The 14,453-nt window shown below is 64.4% G+C and carries 12 protein-coding genes and 2 pseudogenes; 5 read left to right on the top strand and 9 right to left on the bottom strand.

The window, feature by feature from the left end:
- Positions 1-4 precede the first annotated feature (4 nt).
- Positions 5-706: a hypothetical protein gene (locus G6N67_RS28525; protein WP_131524782.1), complete on the bottom strand. Its 702-nt coding sequence runs from the start codon at positions 704-706 to the stop codon at positions 5-7.
- Between the two features lie 150 nt (positions 707-856).
- On the opposite strand from G6N67_RS28525, the gene G6N67_RS28520 reads away from it, so the two are divergent.
- The 5 genes from G6N67_RS28520 to G6N67_RS28500 are packed head-to-tail and all read left to right on the top strand — an operon-like array spanning position 857 to position 4,656.
- Positions 857-1,633, top strand: coding sequence for an IclR family transcriptional regulator (locus G6N67_RS28520; RefSeq protein WP_036437219.1), 777 nt, complete (start codon positions 857-859; stop codon positions 1,631-1,633).
- A 46-nt stretch (positions 1,634-1,679) separates the two neighbouring features.
- Positions 1,680-2,516: an ABC transporter substrate-binding protein gene (locus tag G6N67_RS28515; RefSeq protein WP_036437217.1), complete on the top strand. Its 837-nt coding sequence runs from the start codon at positions 1,680-1,682 to the stop codon at positions 2,514-2,516.
- 19 nt (positions 2,517-2,535) lie between these two features.
- The gene (locus G6N67_RS28510) at positions 2,536-3,255 is read left to right on the top strand and encodes an amino acid ABC transporter permease (protein ID WP_036437216.1); all 720 of its coding nucleotides are present in this window, start codon (positions 2,536-2,538) and stop codon (positions 3,253-3,255) included.
- Positions 3,252-3,896 (top strand): amino acid ABC transporter permease, encoded by a 645-nt coding sequence (locus tag G6N67_RS28505; RefSeq protein ID WP_036437214.1) that lies wholly within the window; start codon positions 3,252-3,254, stop codon positions 3,894-3,896. The genes G6N67_RS28510 and G6N67_RS28505 overlap by 4 nt, the downstream gene beginning before the upstream one ends.
- Before the next feature lies 1 nt (position 3,897).
- A complete protein-coding gene (locus G6N67_RS28500) occupies positions 3,898-4,656 on the top strand; it encodes an amino acid ABC transporter ATP-binding protein (protein ID WP_051578999.1) in 759 nt (252 codons plus the stop codon).
- A 210-nt stretch (positions 4,657-4,866) separates the two neighbouring features.
- Here G6N67_RS28500 and G6N67_RS28495 read toward each other — a convergent pair whose 3' ends face one another.
- The 8 genes and pseudogenes from G6N67_RS28495 to G6N67_RS28465 all read right to left on the bottom strand — a co-directional run bounded on the left by G6N67_RS28495 (position 4,867) and on the right by G6N67_RS28465 (position 14,442).
- Complete coding sequence (locus G6N67_RS28495; protein ID WP_235684066.1) at positions 4,867-6,096, bottom strand: HNH endonuclease signature motif containing protein; 1,230 nt, start codon at positions 6,094-6,096, stop codon at positions 4,867-4,869.
- A gap of 655 nt (positions 6,097-6,751) precedes the next feature.
- Positions 6,752-6,973 (bottom strand): annotated as a pseudogene (locus G6N67_RS28490) (transposase); the annotation flags it as partial.
- A 203-nt stretch (positions 6,974-7,176) separates the two neighbouring features.
- Positions 7,177-7,353 carry a helix-turn-helix domain-containing protein gene (locus G6N67_RS28485; RefSeq protein WP_179976758.1) on the bottom strand — a complete coding sequence of 59 codons (177 nt, stop codon included), beginning with the start codon at positions 7,351-7,353 and terminating at the stop codon, positions 7,177-7,179.
- A 283-nt stretch (positions 7,354-7,636) separates the two neighbouring features.
- Positions 7,637-7,969 (bottom strand): DUF6939 family protein, encoded by a 333-nt coding sequence (locus tag G6N67_RS39735; RefSeq protein WP_407663295.1) that lies wholly within the window; start codon positions 7,967-7,969, stop codon positions 7,637-7,639.
- Between the two features lie 16 nt (positions 7,970-7,985).
- Positions 7,986-9,219: pseudogene (locus tag G6N67_RS28480) on the bottom strand (IS256 family transposase).
- A 48-nt stretch (positions 9,220-9,267) separates the two neighbouring features.
- Positions 9,268-9,657, bottom strand: coding sequence for a DUF6939 family protein (locus G6N67_RS39730; protein WP_407663294.1), 390 nt, complete (start codon positions 9,655-9,657; stop codon positions 9,268-9,270).
- Positions 9,658-9,670: 13 nt separating this feature from the next.
- The gene (locus G6N67_RS28470; RefSeq protein ID WP_163642323.1) at positions 9,671-10,495 is read right to left on the bottom strand and encodes a hypothetical protein; all 825 of its coding nucleotides are present in this window, start codon (positions 10,493-10,495) and stop codon (positions 9,671-9,673) included.
- Entirely contained in the window at positions 10,492-14,442 is a 3,951-nt protein-coding gene (locus G6N67_RS28465) for a phage tail protein (protein ID WP_230021320.1), read from the bottom strand. Before G6N67_RS28465 ends, G6N67_RS28470 begins: the two co-directional genes overlap by 4 nt.
- Positions 14,443-14,453 lie beyond the last annotated feature (11 nt).

The following is a 14,453-nucleotide window of genomic DNA, read 5'->3' as shown; positions in this document are numbered from 1 at the left end:
GCATTCAGTCCTGGCAGTCGAGATCGATCGGCTTGTTGAACGGATCGATTGCGGCCGACAACGCGTCGGCAGCGGTGTGCCGCTTCTCTTCCTCGTTGTCGTGGATGGCCTGCAGATGCTCCTGCAGTGCACTGGTTCCGCAGCCGGTGAAGTCGATGCGGTGTGTCGTGGTGCCGTCGTAGGTATGGAAGCGCCGGGAATGTTCGCGCTCATGTGGACCCAGCACGTCCCGCAGGAACGCCCGTACCCGGCGCTGCTGGCACTCTGTCAGACCGTCCGGCATATCGGGCATGCGAATGGTGACGTCCGCGTGGTAGGTGACGTTGAACGTGCCGACGGCATGCAGACACGGATCGTCGTCGGGGCACTCGGTGCAACCCTTCGCGCGCTTCATCGACTTGGGTGACCACTGCGATTTCCCGCCGTCGTAGGCCGCGGTGGTGTCACCGTGCAGCGAGACGCTGGGGCCGCCGCCGTGCACGGTGACAGACGGTCGGTGCGGCTCGGTTATCAGGTCACACGCGGCGGCGTTGCCGACGGTGCGTTGCAGGTCGGCCACCAGCCGCGCTCGGGTTCCCGCCGGCATCCGCGCGAGCAGTCCGTACGGCAAAGGCAGTGCGACCGGGGTCCGGGTGGCCGGCTCCCTCACCGCCGACCGGGTGAACATCGACCGGCTCGCCGCCGGGGCCCGCAGACGTCGCCTCATCGCTCCAGTGGACTCCCCGCGCGACCGGCTGTCCAGTGCGCGCTGTGAGCGCATACCAAAAAACTTTCGTCTGTGCTCTGGCGCACACGTGCCACCGTGACTTACGATTTTGCATTACAGAATCGTATTTTGCAATGCAGAACGGATGGTATGCGCAACAACTCTTCATCACTGCGCCGGGCACTGACCCTGCTCGACCTGATCGCGGCCACGGCAGGCCGCGACCAGGGCGCCAACCTCGGCGAACTGGCCGCAGGCATCGAATCGACGAAGAGCACCGTGCTGCGACTGCTGGCGCCGCTCGTGGAGGCGCAGTTGGTGCGCCAAGACACAGACGGCACCTACCGCATGGGGATGGGCATCCTCGGGCTGGCAGGCGCGTACCTCGCCGACCTCGACATCCGAACCGCGGCACAGCCCGTACTCCGCGAATTGGCCGACGCCACAGGGCAAACCGCACACCTGCTCGTGTACAGCGAGGGCCGGGTGACCTACGTCGACAAGGTCACCGGCAACTCTCCCATCCAGATGGCGTCGCGCATCGGCGACACCGGCACCGCCTACTCGACCGCCAGCGGCAAGGCGATGCTGGCGTTCCTCGGCGAGGAAGAGGTGCGCAACGTCGTCGCGCTGGGCATGCCCGCAAAGACTCCGGCGACCATCACCGATGCGCAGCGGTTGCGGGATCACCTTGCGGTCGTGCGCGAACGGGGCTACGCCTATGACGACCTGGAGAACGAAGACGGGATCCGGTGCGTCGCGGCCCCGGTGTTCAACCACACCGGCGCGGTGGCCTGCGCAGTCAGCGTGTCCGGCCCCGCCGAAGCCGTCGCTGCCAACCGGCAGAAGTACACCGACCTCGTCGTCGAAGGTGCACAGCGCATTTCGGCCCAGCTCGGCCACCGAGGAGGTGACCGGAACCCCTGAACACCCTCGCTTCCCCACCCCTCGCACACCATAAAGAAAGACATCCATGAAGCTCTCGCGTTCACTTCGCAAGGTCGTCGCGTTATGCGTCGCCGCGGCGATCATCCCCGCGGCAGCGGCTTGTACCCCGATGCCCGCAGGCGGCGGCGCCGTGGCCGCCGACTCGACGCTCAAACATGTACTGGCCGCAGGAACCTTGAAAGTGGCGTCCTGCCTGTCCTTCACGCCGTTCGGATTCACCAATGCCGACGGCAAGCCCGACGGCTATGACGTCGACATCGCCAACGAACTCGCCAAGGAGATGGGCGTCGAACTCGAGGTCGTCGACACCACCTCGTCCAACCGCATCCCCAACCTGCAGACCAACAAGGTCGACGTCGTGTTCTGCAACTTCACCCGGACGCTGGAGCGGGCCAAGGAGATCTCGTTCACCAATCCGTATGTGGTGGCCACCGAGGGCCTGCTGGTGCGGACCGGAAGCGGCGTCAAGACGCTCGAAGACATGAAGGGCCACACCATCGCGGTCGTCAAGGGCAGCACGAACGCCGACGTACTGCGCGAGCGCGGCATCGACGTCAAGGTGGCAGAGTTCGACAGCTCGCAGGCCGCGGTGCTCGCGGTCAAGCAGGGCCAGGCCGACGCGATGGTCGAGGACTCCAACTTCCTGCAGTACCAGGCCAAGCTCAACCCAGGCCTGGAGGTGGTGACCAGCAAGCTCGTCCCGTTGGAATACAACGCTTTCGGCGTGAAGCAGGGCGACCAGGTGTGGGTCGACTACCTCAACCTGTTCCTGTTCGAGCTCAACACCTCGGGGAAGAATCTCGAGCTGTACCGCAAGTGGTTCGGCGCCGATCCGCGTTTCCCACTGCAGCCGGCGTTCTGAGAACGGTGGTCTGAGAACAATGCTCGAATACCAATGGCGGACGGTGCTGGCCTACTGGCCGGACTATCTGCACGCCGCGGTGCTGGCCCTGCAGATCACCCTGGTCGGGTTCCTGCTGGCGTTCGTGATCGCCTCGGTGGCGGCGCTGGCCCGTAACTCCGCGTCGATGATCCTGCGGGGTGTGGCGACCTGCTACGTGGAGGCGATCCGAAACACCCCGGTGCTGCTGCAGATATTCATCGTCTATTTCGCGATGCCGAGCTTCGGGATCCGGCTGTCGGCGGTCACTGCGGGCACCATCGCGCTGGGCGTCAACGTCGGCGCGTACCTGACAGAAGTGCTGCGAGCCGGGATGTCATCGGTCGGCAAGGGACAGTTGGAGGCCGCGCAGATCCTCGGTTTGAAAACTTCGACCGTGCTGTTGAATGTGGTTGCGCCGCAGGCACTACGCAACGTGTATCCCTCGCTGGTGAACAACCTCATCCAGGTGCTGTTGGGAACATCCCTGCTGTCGACCATCGCGGTGCCCGAGATCACCGGCGTCGCAACGGTGGTCAACGCCCGCACACTGCTGTTCGTGCAGGTGTTCGGCATCGCGGTGGCGCTGTATCTGGTGTTGAGCTACGGCCTGTCGGCGGCCGCGTCGCTGATCGAACGGTTCGCGTTCAAGGCACCGGCGGCCGGCACCAGGCGCAAGCAACGCGCGACGACCCGGCGGCTGATGGGAATCCGCTCATGAATCTCGGCCTGATCTGGCAGAGCCTGCCGTTCCTGTGGTCCGGCTTCGTGGTCACGTTGGCGCTGGCCGCGGTGTCGATCGCGGGTTCCACCTTGCTGGGCCTCGCCGTGGCCGCGGTGCGTACCTCACGCGTTCCGGTGCTCCCCGCGCTGGCGCGCATCTACGTCGAGATCTTCCGTGGCTCGCCGATCCCGATCACCCTGCTCTTCGTATATTTCGGGGCCGCACTATATCTCGGCTACAGCGTGAACCTGTTCATCGCCGCCGCCGCAGGGCTCAGCGTCTACCACAGCGCGTTCGTCGCCGAGATCATCCGGTCCGGCATCGAAGCCGTGCCGGTTGGCCAGCACGAGGCCGCACAGATCCTCGGCCTCAAGCCCGCGCAGGCGTTCCGCTGGGTTGTGCTGCCGCAGACGGTCAAGATCGTGCTGCCGCCCATGGTGGGCCAGTACATCTCGCTGATCAAGGACACGTCGATCGCGTCCATCATCGGTCTCGCCGAGATGATGAAGGTCGGCCAGTCGATCGTCGACCGCACCAGTGACCCGGTGTCGATCTACCTGACCGTCGCCGGCCTGTACTTCGTCGTGTGCTACCCGCTGTCGGTGTGGGTCACCCGTACCCAACGAAAGGCCATCTAGCATGACAACCTTGACCGAGAGCGGTATCGGCCGCGACATCCAGTTGTCTGGTGTGACGAAGAGTTTCGGTGATCTCGAAGTGCTGCGGGACATCAGCCTCGACGTCGGCGACGGCGAAGTCGTCGTGCTCATCGGCGCGTCCGGTTCAGGCAAGAGCACGCTGCTGCGCATCATGAGCGGCCTGGAAACCGCGACCACCGGCGAGGTGGTGGTCGGCGGTGTGCCCATGCACGACCCCAAACGCGCCCCGGAGATCCGCGGCCACGTCGGTATGGTCTTCCAGCAGTTCAATCTGTTTCCCCATCTCGACGCGATCGGCAACGTCACCCTTGCCCTACGCAAGGTGTACAAGATGTCGAAGGAACAGGCCAACGCCAAGGGCATGGAGGTGCTGGCCCGGGTCGGCATGGACGAACGGGCACACCACTTTCCGAGCCAACTGTCCGGCGGGCAGCAACAGCGCGTGGCGATCGCGCGGGCGCTGGCCGTCAACCCGCGCATCATCTTCTTCGACGAGGCGACCTCCGCGCTCGACCCCGAACTGGTCGGCGAGGTCACCAATGTGATGCGCAGCCTGGCCGCCGACGGGATGACGATGGTGGTGGTGACCCACGAGATGGGATTCGCCCGCCGCACCGCCGACCGGGTGGTGTTCATGGCCGACGGAGTCATCGCCGAGCAGGGCACACCCGAGGAGCTCTTCGGAAATCCGCGACACCCCAGGACTGTTCAGTTCCTCAGCAAGATTGCCGAGGCGTAGCGCGGGTTTTGGTTCCTCTGCCGGCGGTGGACGGCCGACTGGGGCATCTCACCTACGTGGATCGGCCAAACCCGTTCGGTGAGTGCGTCTCTGCGTAGAGCCCTGCGGTGGTTTGCCGTGGCGGGTCCGGCGGTTCGGTTCCGCCGGTACCCGCCACGTGTGCGCGGCGCTTCACTGTGGAGTTGTCAAGGTGCGTGACAGGTTTGGTGGTTATGCGGCGGCGGGCATCAAGGTCAGGGTGCGTCGTGCGTGCGAGCGCAGGTGTGGCGGTTCGGGCCCGGACCGGTCATACGGCGGGATGAACCACGGGTGGCGATCAGCGCCGAGATAGACCTGCCAGTCACTGTGGTGAATCATGGTGTGGTGACACCGGCAGAACAGCACGCCGTTGTCGACACAGGTGACTCCCCCTGCACCCCAAGGGTTTATATGGTGCGCGTCGCACCAGGACACGGGTCTGCCGCAGCCCGGAAACGCGCATCCACGGTCGCGTATCGCCAACGCTTTACGGATGTGCGGCGGGAACAACCGCTCACTGCGCCCCACATCCAGCGGTGCACCGTTGTGGTCGATGAGCACGGTTCCCGTGGTGCTGTCACACGCAATGAGGTCGGCGGTGACGGTGCTGATCGGCCCGGTGAACCCGAGCATATCCACACCGCGTTCCTCACCGAACATCCCTCCGCCTGCGGCCACCGTCGTGGCGGTCGCGGGCCGGATCAGGGTGACGTGCGGCAGAACCCCACCGGAGCTGGGACGCCCGGAACCGGACAGATAGGTGCGCACCAGCTGCCCGAACGCATCGGCGCGACGCTGCTGCGTCGAGCGGGGATCGGGGGATCCGTCGGGCAGTGGGACCGGCCGGCACAACGGGTCCAGTGCGGCGAACAGTTCTTCCCCGGTGAGTGCATCCAGATCCAGGGTGGCGTTGACTCGTCCTTCGTCGTTCTGGTGCAGGGTCATCTCGTTGAGGTCGGTGTTTTCCGCGACCGGCACCCCCTGCTCATCCGGGGATGGTTGGGCGGCGGTGTGGGCGATCGCGATCTCGCGGGCCTTCTTGCCCACCCCTGTGGGCGTGGTCTGGATCATCAACGTGCGCACCACCTGCGCCCGTTCCTGATCGGATAGTTCGCCCCGGCGGTTGATGTGCTTGACACCTTTACCGACCGCGTCGACGAAGTCGATACCGAGTGCCCCGAGGCGTTGTTGAGCGGTGAGCGTGGGCAGGGTGTGCGCGGCCCGCCCGACTCGGGCGGCTTGGTACGCCGCGGCGGGGGACACCCCGAGATCGGTCAACAACTGCGCCCCCGAATGTAGACGCTTGCGTGTCGGGATCCCGGCACGCTCGGCGGCGGCGACCGCCTGCGCGATCACATAATCGAACAGATTCCGGGCAGTCACCGCAGCGGCCAACACCGCCAACAACGGCCCGTCATCCACCACCCGACGCGGACCATCCAACAAATGACACAACCGACGATCCACATCATCCTCAGGTTCAGGCGACGGCGTGAGCTCATCAATCAGCTCATTGATGACCGTGTCCAGATACCGAGCGTCCATCACAGATACCCAGGCTTTCAACAACAGTCGCACACATCAGCGTGCGGCACGACAAACAAACGGCGCCGACAGTCCCGAGCATCCCCAGAACCCATCGAGCCAAGCAGTAACGCGGCGCGGGCGAAGCCCTCACACACCCTTCCCGGGTAGGAGAACCTCTCTTCGAACTTGTGCTCCACGTTACACCCAAAACCGCGATTTGTCGAACAAACTTTCGAATGATTTTAGATGATGCGATGGCGGTTCTGGGAACCCGTTCTGACCATTTCGCCGACGGCAGATAGCAGACCTTTCGTGCGGCCAGAGCACGACAACGCGGGTACAACTCCTGCGCCGCAAAATGTATCGGATTGCTCGCTGAGACACCCTTCGAGCCGTTCACTACGGCCCAATGTTCGGAATCCACAGCACCCCAGGACGGTTCAGTTGATGAGCAAAGATCGCAGATGTCAACGACGGTCGAAAATTGACCCCTTCTCGACGCGTGAGTTCTAAGGTGAATTCGTAGGGTCCTCGCAACACCCGGACCGAATCAGGGTAGCCCGGTCGCGAAGACCAGGTTAGGTGTGCGCCACCCGAGAATCTTCCGCGGACGGCTGTTGAGGAGGTCCTCGGCACACGCCAGATCCTCGGGCAAGTAGACCGATAGATCTTTGCCCTTCCGAAAGAACTGGCGCAGAAGACCATTGGTGTTCTCGTTGGTACCGCGCTGCCACGGGCTGCCCGGATCGGCGAAGAAATACTCCGTCCTCGAAGTGCTCAGCGAGGACATCGTGGCATGCCATCTCCGAACCCTGGTCCCGCCGACCGCTGCGCAAGCGGCGCCGAAAGGCCACGGAGCGCACTCCGCGGTTTGTGGCTCCGGCGATGTTGATTCATCGCCGGCCGCCGATCGTAGAGACCCGCACACGGGTCGGTGACTGGGAAGGCGACTTGATCGTCGGTAAGCACAGTCGTTCAGCGATCGGCACTCTGGGCCCGCGGCAGGCCGCCCGCTTCGGCGCGCCAACGATACCCCGTCTTGCGGCCGATCCCGATTTGCCGGCAGGCCTCCACCGTCGGCACCCCGTCGAGGATCAGCTTCCAGTACTCATCTTCCAACACCAGCCGTCGCTTGCGGCCTCGTCGCGTCATCTCCACACCCCTTCAAACAGCAGGAGTGTTGCGGCAAGCCTTAGAACTCACCCGACGACACAGGGTCATTTTTCAGACGACGCCGACAGCAGAGGCTTGATTTCGGGTGCGCCGCGTTGGCGTGTCGGCTCTCGGCGTGTCGGAGAGCGGAAGCGTAGCTATCTCTCGAAACCTGGCACCGCGGGTGGTATCAGGTTTCGAGAAAGCGTCGCGCGTCGAGAGTGCTCAGTTGGGTGTTGCAGCCTTTAGCGGTCGTTTGCCCATGGCAGGTTGCAGGGGCAGCTCACCGCTCCCCAGGCCAGTCGTTTTCGAGGTAGCGAACAACAAGCGCGGCATGAGATAACGGCCGGTGTGTGTCCTCAACATTGCCGTTGGTCGTGTAGTCAAGCAGCACGACCGGATGTCGCTTGGCCTCTGCCCGGAGCTTGTCAACGAGCCGGCCGATGCAATGGTCGAGTACCCATCGATAAGACGGGAGGTAGATCTTTCGCCTAGCCTCAACATAACTGAGTAACTCGCCGCTGTCGTTGAGTCCGCACCGATGACCGAGAGTTCGGGATAGCGTCCCGGGGAGTGGTGGACTTCGGATCTGGCGTGGTTCACGCGTTGTGATCAACGAGTCATGGTGAACGCTAGGCGATTTGGTGTTGTTTGGCAAGTGCTGCCGCGGCGTGTTTGGCGGCGATCACGGCGCGTAGTTCGTCCATGGAGACATCGGAGAGGTAGCGGCGGGTGACCTGCCACTCGTCGTGGGATTCGATGACCACCGCGGTGGCCAGGCGAAGGAACGCCGCCGGATTGGGGAAGATCTCCACGACATCGGCCCGACGCTTGATCTCTTTATTCAGACGCTCTATCGGATTATTCGACCAGATCTTCTGCCAATGCGCCTTCGGGAACGCAGTGAACGCCAACACGTCGGTCTTGGCCTCGCCCATCATCGCGGCCACCTTCGGGAACGACGCGGCCAGGGTGTCGGCGACCCGGTCCCACTGCGCGGCGACCTCGTCGGGTTCGGTGTGAGCGAAGATGGTCTTGACCGCCGCGGTAACCGCCGGGGCGTGTTTGGCCGATACCGCGGTATGCAGGTTCCGCATGAAATGCACCCGGCACCGCTGCCACGATGAGTTCGTGAACTGCTGTGCCACAGCGACTTTCAACCCAGCGTGCGCATCGGAGATGACCAGGTGCACCCCCGATAGGCCGCGCGCCTTAAGCGAGGCGAGGAACTCGCGCCAGAACTCGAACGACTCGCTGTCACCGACCGCGGTGCCCAGCACCTCACGGGTGCCGTCGATCGACACGCCGGTCGCGACCACCAGGGCCTGGGAGACCACGTGCGCCCCCACGCGGACCTTGCAGAAGGTGGCATCGCAGAACACGTAGGGGAAGCTGGTGTGGGTCAGCGAGCGTTCCCGAAACGCTGTGATCTCGCGGTCCAGGCCGGCGCAGATCCGCGACACCTCCGACTTGGACACCCCGGTCTGCACGCCCATCGCCGTCACCAGGTCATCGACGCTGCGGGTGGACACCCCGTGCACGTAGGCCTCCATGATGACCGCGTGCAGCGCCTTGTCGATACGCCGGCGGGGTTCCAGCAGCGACGGGAAGAACGATCCCGCCCGTAGCTTGGGATCTGCACCTCGATGTCCCCGGCGGTCGTGGAGACGGTCTTGGGCGGTGCCCGTTGCGGTGCACCGTGCGGCCGTCGCTGCGTTCGTAACGGCCCGCGCCGATCGCCGCGGTGGCCTCGGCCTCGATGAGCTGCTGCAACCCGGAACGGATCAACTCGGCGAACACCGCACCCGAGTCAGCGGACTTCAGTGCATCGAGCTGAGCGAGCAGGGCAGAATGGTCAAGGGTCATCGCGCGGTTTCCTTCGGTGAGTCACTTTGGTACGTAACTCACTGACCACTACGCGATGGCCCACCCCAACACCGGCACCGACACGGCCTGAACATCTCCGCCCACCTCAGCCCCGTCCCCGAATTCCCACCACCCCAGGGGACTTAGCCGCCGAGTTCGGCCATACCGCCGTTCTGTGCGCTTCAGGCCCCGCATCGTTGTGACATCAAGCTTGGATTCGTCAACATCGTCGTCGGCGAAGACCTTGAGGGCCTGCCAGATACCTTCCACCGACATCGCTGTGCGACCTGGTGTGAACGGCACAGGGATCCCGCCATGGGGATAAAACGGACTGAACTTCACCCACGGCTCGGGACCGCGGGATGTGACGTCGTGAATCACGACGCCTGCCGGCCACCGGTTGGCTTGGGCGCGACTTCGAAGTGCAACGGTCAACATCGACCAGTTCCCCTCACGACGGGCTGGGCGCAATCACCGAAGGCTGGGGCCATTCGCCCGGATAGAGCCGCGTCGGCTCACCGTGGGCCAAACCCGGTTCCAGGTAATGCCGAATCGATTCGGGAAAGTCCTTCTCGGTTACGAGGCCTCGGATACGGGCAATCGCAGCGCCGGCTCCGGCCTCAAGATCAAACAGCGGATGGGTCCACGGCAAGAACCGCGTCCATCCGGCGCCGACAGTGACCATATGAACGTCGGCGATGGTGTCGAGGGCAAGGACGGCCGCCCTGGAGTGTCGTTCGATCACTGCGTTTCCGAAACTCCACCACACATCTGCCGTGTCCTCGATCGTGGGAGGCGACTCGATGCTGGTGCGCCCGACCGCCAGCGTCCACACGACATGCTCGGCGTACCGCTCAAAACGGGGCGGTTCCACGTCCGACAATGCAGCTACCAGCTGCCATTCACCTGCGAGCACTCCATACTGGATCGCCCGGGCCAAATCATCGCGGTCCGTGGCGACTTCGCCTGCCGTCAGCAATAGGCCGAACGCCGACAGCGCGGCCCAGTGCCGCCACTGTTTGTGCGGCGCGCCGCAGGCATACAGAAACGATGTGATCTCGCATGATCGTTCGCATGCGGCGCTGATCCCCTCTGTGAGCGAGTAGCTGCCGTCCGACACCGAATCGTCGACCCAGGCAATGCCGTGTCGCGTCGTTCTCAGGGTGTACTCCAGATCCGAGGTCACCGTTCGACGCGGCGGGCCGACAGGGACGGTCAAGGAGTCGATCTCGCGCCGGACGCGGGCAATGTACTGTGCCGCTCCTACGCCACTCATTCCACCAATCCATCCGGCGCTGCCTTCTTTTGGGCCTTTTCTTTAGCCCCTTTTGCATACTGCTCGACATTGCCGTCGGCGTAAACCCCGAGGTGATCCACGAGGTTCTCGCGGGGGATCGAACCCATGAAGGTCACCTCGCCCTCGAACTTCCGCATGAAGTTCAACCCGATCTTCCCTTCCTTGGCAAGCTTGGCCGGGTCGACTGCATGCTGGCGGGCCAGGTCCGCCACCTTGAACAGGTAGATATAGACCTTGCCGACGAAATGTTCAGACTTGGTTCGTTGATGCTCACCGGCTATCAGGCCCAGAGCGTATTTCACCGCTGGACGCGGTTCCCGCGAGGTCGAGATGAACGGGATCTTGGTGAACCCGAGGTTCAGTGCACGTTGCGGATCTTTGTCTGCCAACGCATCGCGGAACTTCGCGATATCTTCGATGAAGAGATGCAACAGACCGTTGAATCGACTGGCGAACTTCGACCGTGCTCCGGCTGAGAGGGGCCATGGCGGTTTGAAATCCTCGGGTTTGCGCTCCGCGGCGAGGGAGATCTGGACGAGCTTCGCGGCCTCGATCAATCGTTCTTCGGGTACGTCAGAACCGTCCGGCTTCTTACTCCCTGCCAGCTCACGCGTCGCCGCACTGAAGTCGGCATGCTCGGAAAGTTTCTTTGTGCGGGCCGCTTTGTACTCGTCCTCGGTCATCTGCAGGTCGTAGTGGATTCCGCGGTAAAGCGCTACCGCGCCTGTGACCTTTCCCTCGGGCGCGGTAAGGCCGCCCTCCGCCGCCGTCGGCGGAAGTGCCTCTGTGCTCGTATCCGCGGTCGGGTTGACTGCACCGTGCAGAACCCACCGGTTGCCCTGTTGCCGGGGTACCAGTTCGGTCATCCCGTAGCGCATGCGAATCGCCGCCAGGCCAGGAGTCAGCAACGCCCCTGCCACCTTTCTGCCGGCATAGCGATTCATCAGTGCGACACCGGCTCGCATTCCCGCGTCGAGCCGCTTCTGCTTGCCCGCCGGGCTGTCGTCACCGCCGTGGATCTTTCCCTTGACCCACGCCTTGCCCGCGGCCACTTTGGCTTTGACCTTGCTGCCAATCCCCTTGAGCCCGCGGATGATCGGGCCGGCGAGCTTGAGCCCGGTCTTGATGACGAAGTCGATGGCCTTGATGACGGGCTTCTGCAGCTTGGCGATGATCGCACGGATCTTCTCGCCGATGCCACCGATGCCGATGACACTGGCCAGGAAGCCGATCAGGATCGGCACCATCTGCCCGAGCACATCTTCGATCTTCGCCATGACCCCACCGACGTTGCCCTTGACGATGTCGACGGCGGAGTCGATCACGGTGTTGACGAACTTGAGGATCCGCTCGGCGTTGTCGACGAAGAACATGATGATGTCGTAGATCAGCTTGCAGGCCTTGATGAACGCCGCGGCCGGGTTCAACAGGCCGATCAGCCAGGTGATGCCCGCCGTGATGATCCGGGTGATCACGAAGTCCTTGACCTGTTCGAGGATCATCTCCTTGATGTCACCGAGCTTGTCCACCAGCATCTGCCACAACCCGGCCACGCCCGCGGTCGCGATGGTCCGGAAGATCTCCACACCCTTTTCGATCGCGGCCATCGCCGGCTCACCGATCTGTTTGACCAGCCGGTTGCGAATGTTGGTCCACGTCAAGCCGAACAACGACGCCAGTAGCTTGACGATGCCCTGGATGTCGAACTTGTCAGGCAGCTCGATGCCGCCTTCGGCGAGCTGACCGAACAGCCACGTCATCAGGCCCTTGCGCAGGTGCTCAAGGATGTTGTCCTTGAACCGCATGATGCCGCCCTTGACGCCCTCGATCAGGTTGCCGAGGAACCGAACCGGGTGCTTGATGATGTCACCGACCACATGCGCGACCCTGGCCAGGGTGTCCATCAGCATCGACGCGAGCTTGCGGATCGTGTTGATGACGGCCTTGATCGCGCCGATCGCCTTGTCCACCAAACCCTTGTTCTCGGCCTGGAGCTCCTCGATGCGCTCGTCGAGGCCCTTGCGCGCTTCGACGTACTTGGAGGCGAGGGTGTCGACCACGGCCTCTTGCTTGGAGTTGACGTCGTCCTCAAGTTGCTCGAACTTGTCGTTGATGTCTTTCGACGCCTCGGCCCCGACCTTCTGCAGGTTGGTCGGCAGACTCTTGACGTAGCCGGCGATCTCGGCTTTGCCGGCCGCGATGCGTTTCTTGGCAGCGGTCAGGTCGTTGCCGACGATGTCGGCCACCCGGGAGATGACGGTGTCCATCTGCTTGAGGTAGAGCTCGCGGCCGGCCTCGTAGAACTGGTTGACCTTGTCGGGCATGCCGAACAATTTGTCCTTGGCCCAACGCAATCCACCGAGCCAGCCGCTGTACCGGTCCTTCTTGTAGGCGGCCATCTTGGCCGCGACGTAGGTTTCGAACGTCTTGCGGGCCGCGGCCTCACCCTCGTCGAACGCCTTCTCGACCTTCGGGTCGATGCCGTCGAGCAGCTTCTTCACGTCGGCTTCGGTGGCGGCGAAGATCGACTGGACCTTGGCTGTCACCTCGGCACGTTTGGCCTCATCCTTGGATTTGGTGGCCCCTTTGGCCGCGACGAGCTTGGCCAGCGCCGCGGCCTTGGAACCCTGCATGCCTGCCACCCCGGCCTTGGTCTCCGCGGCCGCCTCGGTCTTGGATTGCGCAATGGTGTCGGCTTCTTGCTTGCGGAACTCGCCTGGCGCGGTGTCGGCGTGCGCCGCAGCCTCTTTCTTGTCGGCGAGCGCCTGCTGGAACTCGGGCTCGTTGGACTCGGCGAGTTGCTTCTCGTCGACCTGCGCGTCGGCCATCTCCTGGTTGGCCTGCTGCTTGCCGGCTTCGAGGTTGAGTTGTTCGGGCGGTGCGGGTTTGGGCACCGCACCGGCGGCGGGGATCGCAGGCGCGGGGCCCTGCTGTTCGGGGCCCATCGGGGTGACCGGTTTGGCCACGGCCTTGGACGTGTCCGGTGCGGCACCGGTGGCTGTCTTGATGTCGGCGGTCTGCCCGTCTTTGCCCTGGGTCACCAAACCCTTGACGTCGCCCTTGACCTCGCCGGCCTTCCCGTCCTTGGCATAGGTGTCGGCTTCCTTGAGCGTCTTGGGCGACTTGGCCTCGATCGCCGCCTTGACCGCGGCGATGAACGCCTTCTTGTCGAACGTGCCTGCCTGCTGGGCGTCCATCGTGTCGACCTTGGCGGCCTTGGCCTGCCCGGCGATGTCGTCGGTCGGCGCCAGTGCGGCGTCTTGGGCCTCTTTGGCTTTCGACGCTGCCGGCGGGTGCGCCCGCTTGTCCTTGGCGACGGCCTTCACCCCGGCAGTCACGGCGGTGAACGCCGGATCCTGGCCGGGTTTGACCGTCTGCGGCGGAACCGGCGGCTGCAGCAGCTGATCGGCGGTCAGCGCCTTGGGCCCGGGCGCCCCACCCCCACCGCGCGCCGCTGCCCCGCCGGGCGGCTTTGCACCGCCGGCACCCGCCCGCTTCGCGGGCTTGGCAGCTGCTTTGCCGAGCGGACTCTTGGGCGGCACGGGCTTGGTTGGCGGTACGGGCTTTTTCGGGGCGACCGCACCGGGCCCGAAGCCGGTCATCGTCACGGCGAGCGCCGACGGCGGCGGCTTGGGGCCCTCCAGTTCGACCGGGACACCCACCGCCTTGGCGGCTTTCAGCCCCTTCTCGACGATGTCGATCGCCGGTTCGTCGCGCCGCATCTCGCCCAGAGCCGAGTCGATCTCGCTCTTGCCCGGTGCCCGCAGCTTGCCCATGAGCAGGGCGTTGACGGCGGCGTTCCCGGCGGCCCGCTGCAGCGCCGCCAACCCGGCAGGGCCTGCGGGCGGCCGGGCACGCGTCGTCTGCCGGCGGCCCTCCGCCAGCGCATCGGTGACCGACCGCGCGGCCCGAGCCGGCTCCGTCATCTCCCTGCGCC

It is taken from the genome of Mycolicibacterium mageritense, assembly GCF_010727475.1.
GTDB lineage: Bacteria > Actinomycetota > Actinomycetes > Mycobacteriales > Mycobacteriaceae > Mycobacterium > Mycobacterium mageritense.
Note: the sequence above shows the minus strand (reverse complement) of the source record. Positions and strands in the feature narration are given on the sequence as shown.

Coding starts and splice junctions, on each gene's coding strand:
- G6N67_RS28515 (WP_036437217.1), top strand. CDS start 1,680: ATGAAGCTCTCGCGTTCACTTCGCAAGGTCGTCGCGTTATGCGTCGCC.
- G6N67_RS28525 (WP_131524782.1), bottom strand. CDS start 706: ATGAGGCGACGTCTGCGGGCCCCGGCGGCGAGCCGGTCGATGTTCACC.
- G6N67_RS28505 (WP_036437214.1), top strand. CDS start 3,252: ATGAATCTCGGCCTGATCTGGCAGAGCCTGCCGTTCCTGTGGTCCGGC.
- G6N67_RS28520 (WP_036437219.1), top strand. CDS start 857: ATGCGCAACAACTCTTCATCACTGCGCCGGGCACTGACCCTGCTCGAC.
- G6N67_RS28510 (WP_036437216.1), top strand. CDS start 2,536: ATGCTCGAATACCAATGGCGGACGGTGCTGGCCTACTGGCCGGACTAT.
- G6N67_RS28465 (WP_230021320.1), bottom strand. CDS start 14,442: ATGACGGAGCCGGCTCGGGCCGCGCGGTCGGTCACCGATGCGCTGGCG.
- G6N67_RS28485 (WP_179976758.1), bottom strand. CDS start 7,353: ATGACGCGACGAGGCCGCAAGCGACGGCTGGTGTTGGAAGATGAGTAC.
- G6N67_RS28470 (WP_163642323.1), bottom strand. CDS start 10,495: ATGAGTGGCGTAGGAGCGGCACAGTACATTGCCCGCGTCCGGCGCGAG.
- G6N67_RS28500 (WP_051578999.1), top strand. CDS start 3,898: ATGACAACCTTGACCGAGAGCGGTATCGGCCGCGACATCCAGTTGTCT.
- G6N67_RS39730 (WP_407663294.1), bottom strand. CDS start 9,657: ATGTTGACCGTTGCACTTCGAAGTCGCGCCCAAGCCAACCGGTGGCCG.